The 19,976-nt window shown below is 35.1% G+C and carries 20 protein-coding genes; 15 read left to right on the top strand and 5 right to left on the bottom strand.

Annotated features, from left to right (window positions below; genetic code table 11):
• Positions 1-354: 354 nt before the first annotated feature.
• On the bottom strand, positions 355-1,356 hold the full coding sequence (locus ACDX78_RS20050; protein ID WP_486030171.1) for a replication-relaxation family protein: 1,002 nt from the start codon (positions 1,354-1,356) through the stop codon (positions 355-357).
• A gap of 547 nt (positions 1,357-1,903) precedes the next feature.
• Between ACDX78_RS20050 and ACDX78_RS20045 the strand changes: the two genes are divergently transcribed.
• From ACDX78_RS20045 to ACDX78_RS20035, 3 genes are read left to right on the top strand one after another with little or no spacing between them, the layout of a single operon-like run.
• The gene (locus tag ACDX78_RS20045) at positions 1,904-4,099 is read left to right on the top strand and encodes a hypothetical protein (protein WP_486030170.1); all 2,196 of its coding nucleotides are present in this window, start codon (positions 1,904-1,906) and stop codon (positions 4,097-4,099) included.
• A 40-nt stretch (positions 4,100-4,139) separates the two neighbouring features.
• Positions 4,140-6,173, top strand: a complete 2,034-nt coding sequence (locus ACDX78_RS20040; RefSeq protein WP_486030168.1) for an ATP-dependent nuclease — start codon at positions 4,140-4,142, stop codon at positions 6,171-6,173.
• A complete protein-coding gene (locus tag ACDX78_RS20035; RefSeq protein ID WP_486030176.1) occupies positions 6,154-8,037 on the top strand; it encodes a UvrD-helicase domain-containing protein in 1,884 nt (627 codons plus the stop codon). Before ACDX78_RS20040 ends, ACDX78_RS20035 begins: the two co-directional genes overlap by 20 nt.
• A gap of 108 nt (positions 8,038-8,145) precedes the next feature.
• Here the strand turns inward: ACDX78_RS20035 and ACDX78_RS20030 are convergent, their stop codons facing one another.
• The gene (locus tag ACDX78_RS20030; RefSeq protein ID WP_486030167.1) at positions 8,146-8,298 is read right to left on the bottom strand and encodes a hypothetical protein; all 153 of its coding nucleotides are present in this window, start codon (positions 8,296-8,298) and stop codon (positions 8,146-8,148) included.
• A 227-nt stretch (positions 8,299-8,525) separates the two neighbouring features.
• On the opposite strand from ACDX78_RS20030, the gene ACDX78_RS20025 reads away from it, so the two are divergent.
• Positions 8,526-9,209, top strand: a complete 684-nt coding sequence (locus ACDX78_RS20025; RefSeq protein ID WP_486030165.1) for an AbiTii domain-containing protein — start codon at positions 8,526-8,528, stop codon at positions 9,207-9,209.
• Positions 9,206-9,415, top strand: coding sequence for a hypothetical protein (locus tag ACDX78_RS20020; RefSeq protein WP_486030163.1), 210 nt, complete (start codon positions 9,206-9,208; stop codon positions 9,413-9,415). Before ACDX78_RS20025 ends, ACDX78_RS20020 begins: the two co-directional genes overlap by 4 nt.
• Positions 9,416-9,478: 63 nt before the next feature.
• Here ACDX78_RS20020 and ACDX78_RS20015 read toward each other — a convergent pair whose 3' ends face one another.
• Entirely contained in the window at positions 9,479-10,507 is a 1,029-nt protein-coding gene (locus ACDX78_RS20015) for a hypothetical protein (RefSeq protein WP_486030161.1), read from the bottom strand.
• 1,042 nt (positions 10,508-11,549) lie between these two features.
• Here ACDX78_RS20015 and ACDX78_RS20010 point away from each other — a divergent pair.
• From ACDX78_RS20010 to ACDX78_RS20000, 3 genes are all read left to right on the top strand, one after another.
• Entirely contained in the window at positions 11,550-13,439 is a 1,890-nt protein-coding gene (locus ACDX78_RS20010) for an OmpA family protein (protein WP_486030159.1), read from the top strand.
• Positions 13,440-13,805: 366 nt separating this feature from the next.
• On the top strand, positions 13,806-14,120 hold the full coding sequence (locus ACDX78_RS20005; protein ID WP_486030157.1) for a hypothetical protein: 315 nt from the start codon (positions 13,806-13,808) through the stop codon (positions 14,118-14,120).
• Between the two features lie 147 nt (positions 14,121-14,267).
• On the top strand, positions 14,268-14,750 hold the full coding sequence (locus ACDX78_RS20000) for a nucleoside deaminase (protein WP_486030155.1): 483 nt from the start codon (positions 14,268-14,270) through the stop codon (positions 14,748-14,750).
• Positions 14,751-14,780: 30 nt separating this feature from the next.
• Here the strand turns inward: ACDX78_RS20000 and ACDX78_RS19995 are convergent, their stop codons facing one another.
• Entirely contained in the window at positions 14,781-14,936 is a 156-nt protein-coding gene (locus tag ACDX78_RS19995) for a hypothetical protein (protein ID WP_486030153.1), read from the bottom strand.
• Between the two features lie 67 nt (positions 14,937-15,003).
• Here ACDX78_RS19995 and ACDX78_RS19990 point away from each other — a divergent pair, with 67 nt between their 5' ends.
• Entirely contained in the window at positions 15,004-15,234 is a 231-nt protein-coding gene (locus ACDX78_RS19990; protein WP_486030175.1) for a multicopper oxidase domain-containing protein, read from the top strand.
• 286 nt (positions 15,235-15,520) lie between these two features.
• Here ACDX78_RS19990 and ACDX78_RS19985 read toward each other — a convergent pair whose 3' ends face one another.
• On the bottom strand, positions 15,521-16,144 hold the full coding sequence (locus ACDX78_RS19985) for a CGNR zinc finger domain-containing protein (protein ID WP_486030152.1): 624 nt from the start codon (positions 16,142-16,144) through the stop codon (positions 15,521-15,523).
• 287 nt (positions 16,145-16,431) lie between these two features.
• On the opposite strand from ACDX78_RS19985, the gene ACDX78_RS19980 reads away from it, so the two are divergent.
• The 6 genes from ACDX78_RS19980 to ACDX78_RS19955 all read left to right on the top strand — a co-directional run bounded on the left by ACDX78_RS19980 (position 16,432) and on the right by ACDX78_RS19955 (position 19,692).
• Complete coding sequence (locus ACDX78_RS19980; RefSeq protein ID WP_486030150.1) at positions 16,432-16,578, top strand: hypothetical protein; 147 nt, start codon at positions 16,432-16,434, stop codon at positions 16,576-16,578.
• Between the two features lie 59 nt (positions 16,579-16,637).
• A complete protein-coding gene (locus tag ACDX78_RS19975; RefSeq protein WP_486030148.1) occupies positions 16,638-16,853 on the top strand; it encodes a hypothetical protein in 216 nt (71 codons plus the stop codon).
• Between the two features lie 257 nt (positions 16,854-17,110).
• Positions 17,111-17,578 carry a hypothetical protein gene (locus ACDX78_RS19970; RefSeq protein ID WP_486030146.1) on the top strand — a complete coding sequence of 156 codons (468 nt, stop codon included), beginning with the start codon at positions 17,111-17,113 and terminating at the stop codon, positions 17,576-17,578.
• Positions 17,579-17,780: 202 nt separating this feature from the next.
• Positions 17,781-18,236, top strand: coding sequence for a type 2 periplasmic-binding domain-containing protein (locus ACDX78_RS19965; RefSeq protein ID WP_486030145.1), 456 nt, complete (start codon positions 17,781-17,783; stop codon positions 18,234-18,236).
• Between the two features lie 77 nt (positions 18,237-18,313).
• Positions 18,314-18,967, top strand: coding sequence for an amino acid ABC transporter permease (locus ACDX78_RS19960; RefSeq protein ID WP_486030143.1), 654 nt, complete (start codon positions 18,314-18,316; stop codon positions 18,965-18,967).
• Between the two features lie 2 nt (positions 18,968-18,969).
• The gene (locus ACDX78_RS19955) at positions 18,970-19,692 is read left to right on the top strand and encodes an amino acid ABC transporter ATP-binding protein (protein WP_486030173.1); all 723 of its coding nucleotides are present in this window, start codon (positions 18,970-18,972) and stop codon (positions 19,690-19,692) included.
• Positions 19,693-19,976 lie beyond the last annotated feature (284 nt).

Below are 19,976 nucleotides of genomic sequence, written 5' to 3'. Positions count from 1 at the left end.
TGCAGTTGACTCGACTTCTGCCGTGGTCCGCTACACTCCCTGATGAATGCCGCGTTCCTAATAAATCTAAATAAATTATAACAGTAGTCCACATCTGAAAAACAGGTGTGGACTATTTTACGCTTACATTCTTCTAGACTTTGTTTGAGGTTACTATAAGAGGTAACTATTAATGTGAATTTTAATTGATATTCTTTAGGTTACAGTGTGAAGATAGCTGATTTGAAAAGCTGGAACAATGGTATCTAATAATGGTAACTATCATTAGAATAGATGATTATGTAAGGTAGCCATTCAAAAATGAATGACTAATTAGAAAAAGTTTTTTCTCAGTTGAAAACCTCAAGATCATATTCATGAGTATTTACATAAATTTTGGTGAATTTTCTCTTCTATTCTCGATAATGGATGGACCAATACAATAAGACTTGATTCTTTTATTCGCTGCATTACAGCTTTATCTTCTTTAAATCGTTTAATAATATTTTGGGTTCTTTTAATCCCCGTACCGAATTGTGAACGGTTTGAAAAACTATTATCAGCAATTACAATACACAAGTGATGTTGTTCTTCAAGGTTGTTTTCTGCAACTATAGCATATTTAAAATCTTTTTCAGTTAGTGTTTCTATTGGCTCTGTGCTAAGGTCTAGTTCAATATTCAGGTAAACTGGTTTTCTTTTCCTCCACGGTTCAACTTTGATAATCCAATCGGGCTTTACAATTGTCATGGTTTTTCCTGATTGTAGATTACTAGTATTACTTTGGGTCATATATTTAGCAACTTTCGAATGGAAAGCACCTTTATTTTGACGGTGTAAATTTCTGAATTCTGGAATCCATTCTTCATAACGAAGGTGTGCTGGTGAAATAGAGAAGAGATTTTCATTATAAAACAATCCGTATTTAACCTGTTTAGAATTTAATTCAGTAATTAGACTTTCGTTTAGTTTTGCCAAAATATTAATAACGGCTTTTTGTGTTGCAAGATAGTGAAGAACATTTTTCTTTTGATTGAATTTGTATATTTTTGACTTATTGTATGAGCCATCAAGAAATTCATTTTCAATTAACAATTCAATACTTTTGCTACCGACTGTCACATATTTAAAACGCTCCCCCTCGAAACCATTGCTATAAAAATTACTTCGAATAAGATTGTATTCTTCGAATTTTCGTACGCGATTTTTGAAACTGTAATCTTTGAGTCGATTATTTAACAAAGCTGAATATGCTTGATAAAATTGTTGAACGGAAAGCAATCGTTGCTGTTCCAAAAAGGCAAGGTATTCGAGATCCGAGGCTTTTACCTCTAGCCTTTGCCTTGCACTTTTTCTAAGAATAATTTCCTCTTTCATTTATTTTCCTCCTAGTATTGTAGTGAATTTTGTAATCTTGTTTGTCTACTCGAAGTTCCTCCATTTCTCTCTTTTATTGTCAGAGTACAAAAAGTATCACTTAGGGTTAGCAAATTCATAAGTAATTAACTTTTCCAAGTAATCAACTTAAACATACCCAATTGAATGGTTCTAAGTGTGTTACTTACAAGGTTCAAAAATAGTATATCGTCTAAGATAATAAATTCTAAGACATAAAATAAAAAATCAATGAAATGCATAAATAGTCTTTCCACTTATGGAGTTCTGCTATTTATCTTATAAATTGTTACATTTTACTATTAAATAATGAATGGTAAAATATAGTTAAGGGAATAATATGCTTTTCAGCAAAGAGAGTTTAGATCAATGTAGATTATAAGTACATCATAGGTCAGTCATTTCTAGTAAAGAGGTTAGTATGTAAACTTTTTGGAAATGACTGATTTTTTTGGTTATCTAGTAATAGATTTTAGTTGTTTTTTAAGTAAGAGCGAACTGAACAAAGTGAAGAATGGGGGATGATGAGGTGTATGAAGATGTTCTGCCATATATGGATTTAAAAGAATTGGAGAAGAAAATAGAAAATAGCCTCATAAAAATTAGAAGCTCAATTTCTAAAGCCGATCCGCTTATAACTATGGTTCAGTTGCATGTTCTAAAGTTTTTAAACCATTTTGGGGATATTGAGGCTTCAGTTCACGGAGATATAAGGCCTTTTGAGAACAAAATGATTGATATTACACAAAGTCTTATTGTAAGTAGTGACATCAACACAGGAACTGGATACTTAGATAAAAATGAAATAAATGAATATATGGAAGAACTAAATAGTTTATATAATGCTGCCACTATTTATGTAAACATTGCACCGAAGGATGATTTAATTAAGTATTCACAAGGGATGCAAATGAATGTTTCTGGAACAATGTATCCCTATTTTGAAAAAGCTCATTTTACAGATATGCTGTCTCCATATACAGATCTTTTTAATGAGATCTTTGGAATTACAAGCGTCGATCTAGTAGATGGTCTTTTAGCAATCAGCAGACGATTACGTACTATGGGATTTATGGAAGCTTTGTTAGATAGTGGTGCTTCACCTGAAGATGAGATGTCAGAAGAAGTATTTTTAAATTTAGCTGAATATTTTAATGTTGAAAGCATTACAGGTTGGCCTGTAGAGTTTATTAAGGAACTCTCGCTTCAACAAGGCGAATGCAATGACTTTTATGAAGACGATGTACAAGTAATGATAAAGGAGGCCCCCATAAAATATAAACCCATCATTGGTATAGGAGACAAGTACTATTGTTTTTCTGTTGATAATTTAATAGATAACTTTTACAGAACAGTTTTAAGAGCTGTGCGGAGGAAAAAAGAGAGTGTTTCTAATAAGATAAATGACATTCAAAAAGACTTATCAGAGGATTTACCTTTTAAATTATTTAAAACTATTTTGCCTAAAGCTATTATGTTTCAAAACATTTTTTATAAAGCACCAGTCGGTGCAAATGGAAAGAATGAATGGTGTGAATGTGACGGTATTATTCTTTTTGATGATGTAATGATAATTATAGAAGTGAAGGGTGGGGCATTATCACCGGTTTCACCTTTTTCAGATGAAGAAGCCTACAAAAAGTCACTGAATGATTTGGCAAAAAACCCCTACGAACAATCTGTACGGCTTTATGAAGAATATATGAGGGCAGGAAAGATAGAAATTTATCAGAAAGAGAGTAAAAAGCGCTATAAACTTATTACTGCTATTGAAAATAGTGAATTTATCCAAGCATGTTGTGTTACTTTGGATGATTTCAACGAGATAGCATCCCAAATAGAAAAAACAGAGTTTATTCAAAATAGCGATCTGCCTGTATGGTGTATCTCCATTAACGATTTAAGAGTGTATCCTGAACTATTTGATTCCCCAAGTTTGTTCTTAAATTATTTATATCAAAGAAGTCATGCTATTAGGAATCCTTATATAAAGCTTAATGATGAATTGGACCATCTGGGGATGTATTTTGCTTATAATGATTATTCTACGCGTATTAGAGAGATAGTTAATGAAGAAGACGACATAGGTGAAATATATATTGCTAGTCATAGAGACGAAATTGATGACTACATGGCAAGAAAAATCAATTCTGATCTTGAGGACGAAGAAGGGGAAAGTTTCCTTGATTTATTAATAGGGCCTGCACCAAAACCCAAACAAGAGATCGAGTTCATGTTGGAACAACTCATCGATTTATTAGATGGTACAAGAGATTATTTATGTATCAGAGCTGCTAGGTACCTTCTTTTATTAGACTCAAATACGAGAGATAACCTTTGCGAGTTTCTTTCATCTAGAAGTAAGAAACTTTTAGATTTTAGAAGACGTAAAGCAATATTAACTCCATATATGGCGCTTAACTATAAAAAAGAAGATAGGATCCGTGAGTTACCTATTATATCAATATTCCTACTTCATGCATCAAATAAAGTATTTAAAGATGTGGTTCAACGCAAGAGGTTTCTAATGGAGAGAGTTGTATATGAAGATGAACCAACCTACTGCGTATTAGTTGGAATCAATAATAATAAAGAGTTTAAAAAAGTGATCACGAATATTATAGGTCCGGAGCAGTTTCAAGCATTACCGGAGTCAGCATATAAACAACTTAAAACTACTAGAGAGAAGGTAAGTAAATCACGAAATATCAAAGAATTTGAATAGAATTATTGCACTTAATAACACTGAAGAGGAGTTGAACTAATTGAGAATAAAGAAATTAGTTATTAATAACTTTAGATCCTTTGGACCAACTGATACTAATCTAGATTTAGAAGACTTGTCAGTTTTAGTTGGAGCGAATAGTAGTGGTAAAACTTCTGCAATACAAGCTTTATTAAAACTTTTTAGTCCTTATCAGAAAGAGCGCTTGTTGGAAAGATCTGATTTCCATATACCTGCTAATGAAAATCCAATAGATCATGGTGAATCTTCACTTTATATAGAAGTTATAATTGATTTTAATGAACTTGAAAATGATACTGAAGAGGCAAGAACTACTATCCCGCCACATTTTAATCATATGGTTGCGGGTAAAGTTGGTGGAAGTCCTTATGTGCGTATAAGGCTAAAAGCCGAGTTATCAGAAGGAAATACATTTGAAGGAAATATTGAGCAAGGGTTATATTATGTCTTATCTCCAATTGGAACCAAAACAGAAGATGAAGATCTACAGCCGGTTAAAGCCAGTGAGCGTTCTCAAATTCAAATGATTTATATACCTGCAACAAGAGACCCGGCCGTACAATTAAAAAATGCATCAGGAACTATTTTAGGGAGGATTTTAAAAGGAATTAACTGGCCAAAAGAAATTAATAGTGACATACAAGAAAAAATGAAGCAAGTTGATGGAATTTTTGACGAAGTAAATGGTGTTAAACGGTTAAGAGAAATACTTAATAGTCAATGGAGGAAATACCATAATGATTTTCGCTATGGCTCAACTATGGTTGCTTTCAGCCATGCAGACTTAGACTCAATTCTAAAAAAAGTAGAGGTTTATTTTGAACCAACTGAAACAGGAAGCAAATATAAAGTGGATCAATTAGGCGATGGATTACGCTCAATTTTTTACTTGACTCTAGTAAATTCGTTTTTAGATATTGAGAATGAGGCTTTACAAGATAAAGCTGAGGAAGATAAAAAAATATATAATCTTCAACCACCAGTGTTGACCTTGTTAGCAGTTGAGGAACCAGAAAATCATATTTCCCCTCATTTACTTGGTCGAATAATGAAAGCTTTAACTGACGTCTCTGAAAATGATAATGCACAAGTTTTAGTTGCTACCCACTCCCCTTCGATGATTAAAAGAGTCGATCCACAATCAATTCTTCATTTTAAAATTGATCAAAAAGAAATAAGAACTATCGTAAATTCAATAATTCTTCCTGACAAAGATAAAGAAGAAGAATATAAATATATAAAAGCTGCTATTATGGCATATCCAGAACTGTATTTTTCACAATTAGTTGTTTTAGGAGAAGGTGATAGTGAAGAGATTATACTTCCAAAGATAATTAACCTTCTGGATACTGATTTAGATCAAAGCAATATTTCTATCGTTCCATTGGGTGGAAGACACGTAAATCATTTTTGGAAATTACTACACCAATTGAATATCCCTTATTTAACACTATTGGATTTAGATTTAGAACGAAATGGCGGTGGATGGGGTCGAGTAAAATATGTATTACAGCAGTTAATACAAATAGGTTACGATAAAAGTAAGTTACTATCTGTACAAAATGGGGTACTAAGTGATGATCAATTCTCTAGTATGCATACTTGGTCTATAGAAGAGGTAGATGAAAGGGAAAATCTCTATTTATGGGTTGAGTTTTTAGAAGAATATGGAGTTTACTTTTCGGCTCCGCTAGATATTGATTTTGTGATGATTGAAAGTTTCTTAGATGCATATAAAAAGACAGTTCCGAAACTTGGCGGTCCAAAAGGTGTAGATAAAGAGAAAGATTCTATTGAATATATGGATCGTTTGGAAAAAGGTATAAGAGCAACCTTAAAAACTGAGGGCGGTTCAGGAATCGCCTATTCGGAAGAACAGAAACAATTAATGATTTGGTATGATTACTTTTTCTTAGGAAGAGGTAAGCCCAGCACTCATATTATGTCATTAGAAAATATAGATACAAAGTTATTAAATGAAAAGTTACCAATTCCTCTAAAAAAACTAATGAAGGGAATAAAATCAGTTATTGATGGTGATTTATCTGAGTAACTATGTGAAAAAAGAATCATGGAATCCAAAAGACGATGTTGTTTTAGAAAGAGCTGCGCAAGAAGTAGTGAAGTATGAGAAAAACGCCTATGTGTTAGCTGGTCCGGGAGCAGGAAAAACGGAATTGTTGGCTCAAAAAGCTTGTTATTTGTTAGAAACAAATACAAGTGCATATCCTGCTAGAATACTAGCTATAAGTTTTAAAAGAGATGCAGCAAAGAATTTAAAAGAACGAGTTGAAAAACGATCTGGTAAAGAATTTGCAAATAGGTTTGTGTCCTTAACATATGACTCATTTGCTAAGCAATTATTGGATAGATATCGTTTAGCTATACCTGAATTTTATAGACCATCAATGGAGTATGAAATAGTTAATTTTAATAGAAGAGATATACCTACCCTTAGAGAACAAGCAGAAGAACCTAGTGAGGAAAATGGGTGGAATTACTACTTTGATTATGATCTTTTTGCCAAGACATATGCAAATGAAAGATTACCGTTACAAATGGAAAAAATAAATTCAATGGAATCTTGGTATAAGTTTCAACTTTGGAAAACCTATATTAATGGGAAAGGAAATTCAAGATTAACCTTCCCCATGATTTCAAGAATTGTTGAATATTTATTTAGGTCAAATCCAAAGTTATTAAGAGCCATCAGAGCTACATATAGTCATGTTTTTTTAGATGAGTTTCAAGATACAACATTAATCCAGTACGATTTAGTTAGAACTATTTTTATGAATTCAAATGCTTCAGTGACTGCTGTGGGTGACCTTAAACAAAAGATTATGGGTTGGGCAGGCGCGATGGAGGGTGTATTTAAACAATTTAAGCAAGATTTTTATGCTAAAGAATTTGAGATGGTTTTAAATCATAGATCTGCTCCTAATTTAGTCCGAATTCAAACTTCTATAATAAACGATATGCTGGGTGGTTCAACAGTAATAACGCCATCTGACAAATGGAAAAGTGAAGATGAGGGAATATGCGAAATTTGGAACTTCATCAATGTTTCTGAAGAAGCAAAAAGATTAGCATTAGAAATTAAAACTTGGATTGATCAAGAAGAACTTGAACGAAGAGATATAGGTATTTTAGTTAGGCAACGAGCAGATATGTATTGTTCCATGCTAATAGATGAATTAAGTAATTTAGGGATACACTCTAGAATAGAGGACCAATGGCAAGATTTACTAACGGAAAATTTCATGAAATATTTAATCGATGTTTTTTCTTTAGCTACAACAGAGCGCGACCCAAAAGCTTGGTCTAGTTTAATTTCAAATGTCTTAAGTTTACATGGACATGATGAAACAGAATCTTATCAAGTAGAAAAAGAAATTAATAGTTTTATAGTTGAATTTAAAAAGGACCTTAAAGATGAGTCAATTAATGTGACCGAGAAAGTAATAGAGAAATGGTTATACAAAATTTTAAATTTAATAGGTTTAGATTTAATAAAAAGTAGTTATCCTGAGTATAGAAAGGGAAAATATTTAGAAAGAAAAGTAAAACAGACTGCAGATTTTCTATGTTATTCATATGAAAAACATAAAGTCTGGAATAAAGCATTAGATGATTTTTTGGGAATTTATTCAATCCCCATTATGTCAATTCATAAAAGTAAAGGTCTTGAGTTTGAATCTGTGATTCTATTGGGACTAGAAGATGGAGCCTTTTGGAATTTTGAGGACTCTCCAGATGATGAAACATTTACATTTTTTGTTGCAATGTCAAGAGCAAAAAATCGAATGATTTTTACTTTTTGTAAAAACCGCTTTTATGGACAAGAAAAAGCTAAGATAAAAGACATTTATGAAATGTTGGAGAATGCAGAAGTTAAACAAATTAACTGGACTTAAATAATGTAGTTACTTATATTGTAATCTTCAACGATTTTTTGTAAGGTAGTATTTTAAGTAATCATAAAAGTGATCACTGATTTAAATTAACAATTGATTTCTAAATAACTATAAGTTATAAAAGAAGGCATTGATAATATTTGCTTTATCAGTGCCTTCCTTTCCTCTTAACTCTACGCTAATAGCATCTATTGGTGTTAAGTCAAGATTGTGTTCATTATGGAGTGTCGGTACGACATCGACTCCCGGTATTTTGACCAAAGTCTTTCTCCACCTTATGAGCTGCGAATGACCTGAGTCCGTTCTCAATTTCAAACATGATCTCATAGGCTTCTTTTTATTAAGTCCAAATCTTCATTTACAATCATAGATATTTATCGCCTCCTTTCTTAATTATATTTGCTAATTTTATAGAAAACCTTTTTTGAGAAATATTAAAATAATTGTTGTACAATAGGATTAAGATAATTCGGAAAAGGGTTGATTAAATGGCCAGAAGTCAATTGGTAAAGGATTTAGTTGGTGGAAGAGATAGCATTGAGAATATACTACTGAGGTTGAAGGTAATCCTCTCTGATCTAGATAATGAATTAATAATAAATTGGATAGACGGAGAGTTACAAGGCTATACAAAAGAGGAAGTTCCTAGTTACAGAGTTCTAAAAGGGGAACTTATGGGAACGTATCTTTTAAACTATCAATTTAAATACACCAATGCTCCTGTTCCAGTTGAACATGTATTGGACGAAGAGAGAGTTAATCAACTTAAAACAATAACTATAACTGATAGCATAACAGCACTACTAAACGTTCTGAATGACAAAAATAAAGATAATTACGGCAAAATTGTACCTACTGCACTATGCCATCATATATCGACTGATGAATTCCAAATTGCTGGTATGAGATCAATTGTTGCCTCAAACCATCTTGATGGGATAGTTTCCAAAGTGAAGTCTAAACTAGTTGATATTGTAATGGAACTGGAGAAACAATTTGATAACTTGGACGAAATGGATATAAAATCACAAGTTGAAGAAGACTATTCAAAGAAAGAACAAGTTGTCCTAAATATAGAAAAAATTATTTATGACGGCTCGATTAAGGTGGGAGATAAAAATAAATTTAGTAAGTCAAAACTTGGTCACTTATTTGGGGGTAAGAAGAGTTGAAAATAACCATTGGAGATAAAAATAAAATTAAGAATTCCTCAATTGGACATCACTTTGGTTTAAAAGATCAATTATCAACTAAAAAAAATTTCGCAGAAAGACATCCTATTTTTATTTCCTTCATAGTTTCACTTCTAGTTGGCTTTATTTTACTTTTCTCTTTTTGGGATAGAGTGATAAAATGGGTAGAAGGGTTCTTAAATTAAGAAATTAAGGGAGAACTATTGCAGTTCTCCCTTTATTCGATTAACCTAATGAGCCACTATAAATCAACAAAAATCATCATCATGTGTAAGTAGCCCCTCGACATTTTCAGAAATCACTCGTAATCGTAAATCCATATTTCTTAAATACTCTTCTATTACTTCATTACTTTCACTAGAAAATTCTTGATAATCCTCATAGGTGATCATTTTACCATCTAGTTCTTGGATTAATCGTTCCAATACTTGGAGATTGTTAACCAAGTTGTACTCTGAATTGATACTATCGGAAAGCCTTTCCCCATAGACCCTTTCTAACCTCTGGACCTGAGAATTTGCTCTATTATGTATTTTTGTTATTTCACTGTTCAATTTTCTTTTTGTTTTTTCATATTTCTTAAAATTCTTTTTGTATTCTCTTTTAAGTTTACTGATAAAGTTATTAAATTGTTTTGATTGGTCTAGATTGAGTTCAAGATTTTTGCTAGTCCAACTATCTATATCGTTCAGAAATTCTGCTAAATCAAAGATGTGTACATTCATAAATTTGGTTTTTAATTTTCTAGATTGTATATAGTTTCTAACACGATCATCCCATTCTGATTTCAATTCACTTTGCTGATCTATGAATGAGTTCTCAAGACTCTCATATTTGTTAGTGAAATGAAAGCCTTCGAGTTTAATTATTGGTTTTAGTTCCTTTTCACCGGTTCTTCCAGTCAAACCTTGAGTCATGAAAATGAATGAAAACAAACTCCTATCGCTTCTATCCTTTTCTTTATATACACTAGCCAATTCTTTTAAATTAACGTATTGCTCTTTTCTTCTATAAAACATGTTTTGAGTTGTGGTTGAAATACTAGTAATATAGATATTTACTAAAAAAAGAAGCAATGCATAACCAATACTGATCAAAAAAGTTAGTAAGTCTGTATTTAACAAAGATAATTTTTCCGCAGTATTAACGTTAGTGTCGGTATTAATATTCTTAGAATATAAAAAAAGAACAATGCTACCAACTGTGAAAAGTAATACAATGATAGAGGAAAGCCATTTATAAATATATTCTTGAATTGTAAAAATTCTAAATTTCACTTTCTCAACTCCTATGTGTTCACTAGATAGTTAAATTATACCATTACTAGAATTTAATTTTTTTAATAGTATCTTAATGTAAAAATAGTATTTTATTGATAAATTTGAGAATGATAGAGAACCTAGTAATTATACATTAGAAAAATCATTTGTAGAGTTGTTTCAAGGTATAAGTATTCAAATTATAAAGGAACTAGTGAATATGTATGGAATTTAAACATAAAAATAACTGGCGGAATTATAGATAAAATTAAGTAGGGATGGTTATTTTATATTCGCAGATAGATAATTTGAGTAAGTTATACAAGATGGGGTGCTGGATTGGTTTATAGAAAAACTTTTTGGGATTAATATTACAGGCATTGGTACTTCACCAATGCCTGCTTTTTGCCTCTTAAACCATCACGCTGAACCGTATCACAAATAGTGGTACAACAAAGGGCAGAAATAGAATGAAGTAAAACTGTATTAGAACAAATTAAATAATAAAATACAGCCCCTTAGAACCCTTGAACAAGCTTGAAGGGTTCTTTTATATTAAAATGAAATTTGTATTTAGATAAGAATGAACGTTCCCTTTTTATTATGTTAACAATTGATTAAATGGCATAATAGTACATACTAGAAGGTTTAGATGATGAGTAAGTGAAATTCTATAAAAAGGGAGTTATGACAATGCAAAGTGAAAATAGTATATTATTCTATCTAAACAGAGAATGGGAATAAAAAGATAGATGTTAGACTGGAAAATGAGACAGTTTGGATGATACTAAAGGCAATTGCGGAATTGTACTAAAAAGGGGTAAATACATCTGTTAAGAGAAACAGGGTTGTTATTTTTTATAACATAGTTAGGATTATGCGTTGGGCTGGAAAACGCCCATCCATCGATTATTCTAACGCCAAATAATCCTATGTCTTCTTGTACAGAGTAAGGAAGATGCATCGTGATTGCATATTAATTTATGCGGTATTTTAGTGTATACTTAAGTGAAGAAATTAAGCTATTATCTTCAAAATTACATAAAGGAGGTTACCTCATATGAAAATTTTCCTTATCATGTTATTTTCATCGATATTTTTAGTGAGCTGTAATTCCAATGATGAAATTGAAGAAGAAACTGCTGATGCAGAACCTGTAGAAGAAACGGAAGAAAATGAAAACGAGATGGAGGAAATGGAGGAACCGACTTCTGAAGCTTCAGGGGAAACCGAGTCTTCTGAATCACTTGAAGAAGAAAGTGAACATCCAGATCCCGTTGTTATTGAAAAAGATTTATGGCAATTTGAAACGGCGTCTGAATTTGATATACGAGTCGAAGTTGGTCCGATTTTACTAGAAGCGGATCTCGCTATTTTACCATTGTCATTTAGTACGACAAGCGAGGAAGACCTCCCTGTTCATCGTACGATTATACGCAGTTCGTTTAATTCAGAGGACGGAAGTAGTCATTCTGATGTTCGTCTCATCGATTCAGAGAATATGACTGTTTCCCAGATGGCCATGATTAGCTATGATGATTATGTTGATAAGGATTCTCGTAATACCTTTTTGGAGACGTTCCTGGGAGAAGGTAGTAAAAATGACCGCGCTATATTAAACGGGGAGCAGGACACGGTAAAGTATGCTACTGTATTTGCTGCACCGGAATCAGACCATGTGCACGTTTTTTTACCCAAATTAGGTGTAGCTGCAAATGTTCCCGTGGTTGATAAAGAAAAAGTGGGCGTGACGGAGATGAGTAATGAAAATAATGAAAATGACACGACCAATGAAGAAGAAATTGGTATGCCTGATATAATAGATATTATCGAATCACAACTGACGAGGAGTAATTTTGAAGAGCTGGATGATAATTATTACTCGCAAATTGAGGGAAGAACAGTTCCCTTAGAAAGTTATCAAGAGAGCATGGATACGTCGGTCAGTCGAATTAATGAAATTAATCATTCCACGTTATTATTATCGAGTGATGTTTTATTTGCGACGGATTCAGCAGATTTACATGAAGAGGCCGATCATGAACTTGAAGCTGCCATCCAAGAGTTAGTCGGGGTTGAAGGTGGAGAGCTGGAAATTGTTGGGCATACCGATAATGTGGCATCTGAAGATTATAATCAAACGTTATCGGAAGACCGGGCACAATCCGTTCATGACCGATTAGAAGGATTAACGAACCTGGGACATTTTGATGCAGTCTCTGTAAGTGGGGAGTCCTACAGGGAGCCGATTGCGGATAATGAAACTGAAGAAGGCCGAAGAGAAAATAGAAGAGTGGAAATTCAGTTTACCCCTCCTACTGAATTCGTAGAGGTGGAAGTAGCTGATATGGAGCCTCCTGAAGCCTACGGGGAAGTTGCAACCTTTCCAGAAGCCGTCACGGTTCAGCATGGAGAAGTAGAAATGCTTTCCCTTCAACAAATCGATAATATGTTGGTTGGAAATATTAGGGTTCATGCAGCAAATGATGAACTTGATCAAAAAGCGTTACGAACATATGGTGATCATGCCACTTCACTAACAGGAGCAAGAGGTTGGAGCAATCATGATTCAGTAGGGGCTACTGGTTCCACTTTATATCATATTACGATCCTTCATGGTGACAAACGTTACTTTCCTCTCGACTATTTCTTAACACCTTTAGAAGGCAGTGCGGGTGCACGAGAAATGGAAAGAAGTGATGACGAAGATTTGAAACTCATTGTGCCGCTTTCAGAGCTGGATTTACCAGGGTCACCGTCCACAATGAACCCCGGGGAAGATGCGTATTATGATGCGATCGTTGTCTGGCCGGCAGTTGATGCAGAGGAAGTTGCTGTAGAGTTAGGGTTGCCCGGAATTAGCCTGACCATTGGTGATATCGATCAAGAGGTGAAAAGCGTGCAGCCATGGAGGATTACAGATGTGCCGATTGAGCGTGATGATCGATGAAGTGCCTGGGACTGGCTCTATGTTAGTTCCGCCGTAAAGATTTGGACTGCGCTAAATGCTCGTCCCATCGAAAAGAATTGTCACTTCCCGGATTTTTTTGCATATTGTCGATTAATAGTTAAGTTAAACAGCTGTTGAAATGGTAGTATTTCAGCGGCTGTTTTTGTGCTACAACTATTGATACGATAGCACGCATGTTAAGGTTATAGATAAATTAGGTAGTATAGAAGATTTAAGCATTTTTCTATTTTATAGGAATATATACTCAAATAAATATAATTAATAGGGACAAAGTATGAATGTTATGCTAGAATACAATTTATGTACTTATAATTTCATAAAATTTTTTATTAAGGGGGGGTTATATTGTCACCATCGAGAGTTTTAAAATGGGTAACGGGGGCAATGGAAGCAATTTTAGGTGTTCCGTTCTTGGGTGCTGCAATTATTGTAGGTCTTTGGTGGATTCCTTTAGGAATTATGTTGGTATTACATATTATAACATTAATTCTTACCAAAAAAGACGGAGGACCTACAACGGGGAGTATACTTGGCATTGTTACTTCTTGTATAGGATGGATTCCGTTTGTTGGTATGATAATGCATATCCTATCAGCGATTTTCCTAATGATTAATGCTGCACAGCCAGATAATAAATCTGGTAGTAATATTTCTGCCTAGGCAAGTTTAAAAGCCAGTCTCTAAAGCTAATTAAGCGTGGGGCTGGCTTTATTTATTCTTTTTCTTATAGTAGCCTTGTATTGGAACTGTTTAAACTGCAAACGGATCATAGTAAAGCAAAAATATAAAGAACCAGGAGGGTGTATCATGATAAGTGATGTAGATTTCAAGCATCTGCAACGTTGTGTTGAACTGGCAACAATTGCGCTTGAGAAAGGCGATGAGCCATTTGGTTCCGTCCTTGTCTCAGCAGACGGAGAAGTGCTTGCTGAAGATCATAACCATGTTGCAGGCGGTGATCATACCCAGCACCCGGAATTTGCTTTGGCGAGATGGGCAGCCGAGAACATAACGCCTGAAGAAAGAAGCAAGGCGACAGTTTATACTTCAGGTGAACATTGCCCTATGTGTGCAGCGGCCCATGGATGGGTTGGTTTAGGGCGGATTGTGTATGCAAGTTCTTCTGAACAGCTGGTACAATGGCTGCGTGAAATGGAGATCCCTCCATCCCCGGTTCGGAACCTTCCTATTCAAGACGTTATTCGGGATGCCAGCGTAGATGGTCCTGTCCCTGAACTGGCAGAGCAAGTTCGCCAGCTCCATCAGCGGCTGCACGCCAAAGGACGCTGAACACATCCCATTCCTGAAATTTGGCATAAGTTATACAAATAGGATAATTACTGGGTAATTTACTTTTACTGATAATAGTAATAACAAAAACAGCATTCCAGCCAATGCTGTTTTTTTGCCCCTTCCATCACTGCCGTAAGCAGTACCGCTGATCAGAATACTGCCTTTTGAAATTCCTCTCCCCATGTTCCCAAGTTTTCCTCGTCCGGTGATCATGCTATTTCCATAAGTCCATCCATTACATAATTTCCATATTCACGCTGTAGCCTTTTGTGTATTGGACGTAAATGGGAATGAGCCAAAGGAATATAAGCGGGGAAGGATACCGTGTCTGTCCCCCCGCGGGGCAACTGTTAGAGTAGTTGTGGAATTTGCGAATCATACCGACACCCCGTATCCGCTTATGTACCACTGTCATTTATTAAAGCACGAAGATGATAGAATGATGGGTCAATTCCTGCTTGTAGAACCGAACCTTGTATAGGATCAGAAGTACCAACGGAACTGTCCGGAGATGATACGTATGTTTCCTCCGCTAGCTCAGTTCATTGTTTGTATTTAGAGTGGATTTAGATATGTCCCAGACTCCTAGTGAATTTCACATGACTTAACACTTATTGCCGCCACTTGTATAAATGAGGTGAAAATGATAAAAAAGCCTAATTCCTTATTCTCTTTAGCGAGGAATTAGGCTTTTGAACTTCAACACTGCTGCACTCGTTAACGTAATATTGGATTATCAAAAGCAAAATAACTCCGTATTAGGACTATTACTTTTTATTATGATAAAATCGCTTTGCTTTTGCACGGTTCCCACAGTCTGCCATCGAACACCAACGTCTGCTGCGATTGCGGCTAGTATCCAAAAACAGCCAACCACACGGCTTCCCTTCACACTTTTTCACCCTGCTTAGTTCTTTTTCAGAAATAAGAATGTCTATTGCAGATTGAACAATCGGTGGAAACATTCCGTCCAATGTTTCTTCCCCATTAAAAAATTCCAATGAAAATTTATTGTTATCAGGCACTACTCGCATCATTCCGTAAGCATTGCCTAAGGCTTCATTCAAAATAGCAAGATCCTTAGACGCCGGTGTTTCATTGTTAGATACTAAACTAAATATGTGAAAAATCGATTCCCGCAGCTCAATAGCTTGTTGGAGGACCTCTTTCGCCTTAGAAGGTTGACTTTCTGCTTTTTTTAGTAGTGAAAGCGATTGTTGTTTCTTAAGAATATTGGCATCCAAACTCCAGTTTACCAATCTTTCGTAACTCGTAAGCAACTCCTGTGATTTCTCACTGCTATCGTGCCAGCTCACTGTATTGGCAAAATCCAAACACAAACGTCCGCCGAGTAAATCATGCTTGTGTACATCTTTATTTATATCAGACATGTGATTTCTCCTTGCCTTACCGTAAGTATTTTGACTTCCGGTTAATATAACTTCGATTTTTTCTTATAACCATTATAAAATGTATTGACAGTTAGAATCAACCGTTTTACAATATAACCACCAAAATTATTATAGAGGGTTATATACATGTGAGAGGAATGTACAGATTTCATTCGAAAGTCGTTTTGCAAAGATCCATAAAATAGTCTTTGAAGTCAGTACGTAAAGTATATCGCTCACTACGGGCAAAACAATTATTATGAAATTTTCGAAGGGAGCGGCTGAAAATGAAGTTTGACATTCATCCGTTGACGTCAGAGCTTTGGTATGATGTGGAGCAATTGTTTAATAAACATGGAGCCTGTGAAGGGTGTTGGTGTATGTCCTGGCGAGTAAGAAATGAAGGTTTTAAAAAACATGGAACCGCTTTATGAAATTGTGAAGACCGACTCCCATGTTCTGGCAAAATAGTATATACCGAGGAGGGTTTTTCATGAATGATGGTTATTATCGATCTCGAATGGCAGATGTTAAACAAAAACGTGAATTTATTAATCATGAGGGTTGGAAATACGTGTCATCATATAAATATAAGAAGCCTTTTTACAAAACTTTATTCACAAAACTTTTTTCCATAAAAAAGTTTGAAAACAGACTTGAACCTCAAACTAAAGGAAAAAGAGGGGATTATGGTGAGCAAAGCTTTTGACCATCACCTACTTAATTTTGCGAGCAAAATGACTTATAGAAATGAGTTCTAATTCCCTCAAAAAATAGGTCTGAACATACAAGAATTTGAGCCATTTTAAAAAAAGAACAGTCCCAACATGGTTGTTGGAAGAAACGGAAGAGCGGAAGGAACTTGGAGGAGGTGGTACGAATCGATTTTTATTGGACCCAAACCCGGTTGTTTTTCATTTGGCTGTGTGTGTATGAATAACAAAAATTTATTGGAGGCGTTAAAACATGAGTGAAACATTAAGAAACTCAGTTAAGTCTATGGTAAAGGAAACGTTCGAAGGCCCCCCAGTTCCTGTGAAAGGAACTTGGTTCACAACTGTTGAACCGAATTCAGGAATCTTCGGTGTAATAGAGAAAGTGACTTACGACGAAGCTTCAATGTCAGTTCATGGAACAACATTGGCTGCACATACTGATCATGTCCGCTATCACATGTGGGGAACCAATGAAATCTTAGAAACAGGAAAACAACCGGAAATGGATTGGGGAAAAAGTTGGGGTCTTCATTCAGTAGATGAACAGCAATGGAACCGAATTCAGGAAGGATTGCGAAATGAATACTTAATGCTTTTAGAATCTATTGACGCTATTGAAGGGAATGAATTGCTGGCTAATGTAGTGATACCCTCTTTGGCTCATTCAGCATATCATCTTGGAGCCATTCGACAAATGTTAAAAGTAGTCAAGGTGTAGCTTTGGGACATAAAGCCATACCACAAAATAGTGGTAAAACAAAGAGTAGAAATTGTGATTAATAAGGAATGGCTCGTAAAGTTAATATTTTTTACTACTACTTGGACAGGGAAACCTGTCTCTTTTTCTTATATCCTGCTTACTGGTGAACCGAAGATGGTTCTTCTGTGCTTTCTCTTAAACGCTACCAATATTTGAGGATATGATAGTATATCTAACTTTCTATGAGTATTTTTACAATACCCCTTACGTTAATGAGAAGAAACTAAAATATATCAATATATCATCTCAAACTAGCATTATTCCGGTTGTTGCTAAACAAGGTACATCCAGCTTAGAACTAGCTGAAGAACTTGCTGAAACATATAACATGGAGATTACGACACTTCAGGACGACCCTACGATGTATATGGAATTAGAAAAAGATAATGCTGATGCTGTCATCAATGATTATCCTAGTGTTGCCTATAAAATCAACCAGGATGGTGAAGATTCCGAGCTTCGCATAGTTGGCGATATGTACCCAAGTGAAGACTACGGCATTGCCATTTCCAGAGGTAGTGAAGGACTGGTGGAAAAAATGAATACCGGGCTCGGGGAATTAAGAGATAGTGGTGAGTTTGAAGAAATTTATAACAGCTATTTTTCAGAAGAATAACTAGCATGGAAAGTCATCAAATCAAAAGGTGCTGCATATTTTGTCGCTTCTTTCCCAAAAGAAAGTGAGTTAGCATAATGGAGACAGTAAATATAATTCTTGATGCATTACCCACTCTATTAAGAGGGATGGGAGTAACAATAGAGGTAACTGTTATATCACTTAATTTAGCAATGGTGATTGGACTGGTGCTCGGTGTATTCAGTATCACGAAGGTTAAAATATTACGCGCAATTTCAACGATCTTTGTGGATGTCATTCGTGGTACACCCTTACTTGTTCAAATATTATTTATTTATTTCGGTTTGCCAAGTGTCATTGACATTAGTCTCACAGCATTTGCTGCAGGAGTAATTGCGATTACGGTGAATGCTGCAGCCTATTTAGTCGAAATTTTCCGTGCTGGAATCAACTCGATTGATAAAGGGCAAATGGAAGCAGGAAGAACCATTGGTTTTTCTTATAGCCAAACGATGCGTTTAATTATTTTGCCCCAAGCCATACGTCGCATGATTCCCGCTTTCGTTAATCAATTTATTGTGAGCATTAAAGATACGTCACTCCTTTCTGCGATTGGCGTAGCCGAGTTAACACTGGCAGGCCAGTCGATTTACGCAGCCAATTTCCGTGCTTTTGAAATATTATTTGCTGTAGGCGTGCTGTATTTTATTATTATCTATTCATTAACCCTACCCTCACGCTGGCTTGAAAGGAGATTGGATGTAGCATGAAGATGATTGAAATCAATAATCTAAAAAAATCATTTGGCAAACTAGAAGTGTTGAAAGATATCAATATGGAAGTCAACGAACAAGAAGTAGTTTGTGTCATAGGCCCTTCAGGTTCAGGAAAAAGTACACTTTTACGTTGTATGAATCTATTGGAGGAACCGACCGGCGGAGATGTTTTTATTGAAGGAGATAATCTTACCGAGGCCAAAACAAATATTAATGAACTGCGCCAACGGCTGGGAATGGTATTCCAGCAATTTAATCTATTTCCTCATATGACGGTAATGGAGAATATTACGCTGGGTCCAAAACGATTAAAAGGTAAATCAAAAGAAGAAGTAAATGAATTAGGAAAAGGGCTGCTAGAGAAAGTTGGGTTAGTCGATAAGGCAGATGTATATCCGGATAAATTATCCGGTGGACAAAAACAACGAGTAGCTATGGCTCGTGCTTTAGCCATGGAACCACGCATCATGTTGTTTGACGAACCTACCTCGGCCTTAGACCCGGAAATGGTCGGAGAAGTCCTTCAGGTCATGAAAGATTTGGCTGAAGAAGGAATGACGATGACCATCGTGTCACATGAAATGGGCTTCGCCAAAGAAGTTGCTGACCGGGTGATTTTTATGGACGAAGGCTTTATCGTTGAACAAGGTACACCAGAAGAACTTTTTGATAATCCGCAAAATGAAAGAACTAAAAGCTTCTTGTCGAAAGTGTTGTAATGGGTTTGGTGCCTGGGACTGCGCTAAATGCTCGTCCCACCGAAATGCATTGTCACTCCCCGGATTTTGTTGAATTTGTCGTAAATTATTTTAGCAAAAGTTATATCAGTATTTGGTTTAGGGGTCTCTCGATTACGTTAACACTTTAGCGCACTGGGAGGCCTCTTTTTATTTCGGCGGGGAGTACCGCAAAGGCAGTATTTAAAACAAAAGCATACTAAACAAGTTGGATTAGTTGTAATTAAATGCTGTTTCAAGTACTATGATATTACTTAAAATGTTGG

The organism is Virgibacillus oceani, assembly GCF_041521345.1.
Lineage (GTDB): Bacteria > Bacillota > Bacilli > Bacillales > Amphibacillaceae > Virgibacillus_N > Virgibacillus_N oceani_A.
This window is presented reverse-complemented; position numbering and strand designations above follow the sequence as displayed.

What these genes read in the sequence shown, in the direction of transcription:
- ACDX78_RS20050 (WP_486030171.1), bottom strand. Translation starts at nt 1,356, where the DNA reads ATGAAAGAGGAAATTATTCTTAGAAAAAGTGCAAGGCAAAGGCTAGAG.
- ACDX78_RS20035 (WP_486030176.1), top strand. Translation starts at nt 6,154, where the DNA reads ATGGTGATTTATCTGAGTAACTATGTGAAAAAAGAATCATGGAATCCA.
- ACDX78_RS20025 (WP_486030165.1), top strand. Translation starts at nt 8,526, where the DNA reads ATGGCCAGAAGTCAATTGGTAAAGGATTTAGTTGGTGGAAGAGATAGC.
- ACDX78_RS20010 (WP_486030159.1), top strand. Translation starts at nt 11,550, where the DNA reads ATGAAAATTTTCCTTATCATGTTATTTTCATCGATATTTTTAGTGAGC.
- ACDX78_RS20000 (WP_486030155.1), top strand. Translation starts at nt 14,268, where the DNA reads ATGATAAGTGATGTAGATTTCAAGCATCTGCAACGTTGTGTTGAACTG.
- ACDX78_RS19995 (WP_486030153.1), bottom strand. Translation starts at nt 14,936, where the DNA reads ATGGGGAGAGGAATTTCAAAAGGCAGTATTCTGATCAGCGGTACTGCT.
- ACDX78_RS19985 (WP_486030152.1), bottom strand. Translation starts at nt 16,144, where the DNA reads ATGTCTGATATAAATAAAGATGTACACAAGCATGATTTACTCGGCGGA.
- ACDX78_RS19980 (WP_486030150.1), top strand. Translation starts at nt 16,432, where the DNA reads ATGAAGTTTGACATTCATCCGTTGACGTCAGAGCTTTGGTATGATGTG.
- ACDX78_RS19975 (WP_486030148.1), top strand. Translation starts at nt 16,638, where the DNA reads ATGAATGATGGTTATTATCGATCTCGAATGGCAGATGTTAAACAAAAA.
- ACDX78_RS19970 (WP_486030146.1), top strand. Translation starts at nt 17,111, where the DNA reads ATGAGTGAAACATTAAGAAACTCAGTTAAGTCTATGGTAAAGGAAACG.
- ACDX78_RS19965 (WP_486030145.1), top strand. Translation starts at nt 17,781, where the DNA reads ATGATAGTATATCTAACTTTCTATGAGTATTTTTACAATACCCCTTAC.
- ACDX78_RS19960 (WP_486030143.1), top strand. Translation starts at nt 18,314, where the DNA reads ATGGAGACAGTAAATATAATTCTTGATGCATTACCCACTCTATTAAGA.
- ACDX78_RS19955 (WP_486030173.1), top strand. Translation starts at nt 18,970, where the DNA reads ATGATTGAAATCAATAATCTAAAAAAATCATTTGGCAAACTAGAAGTG.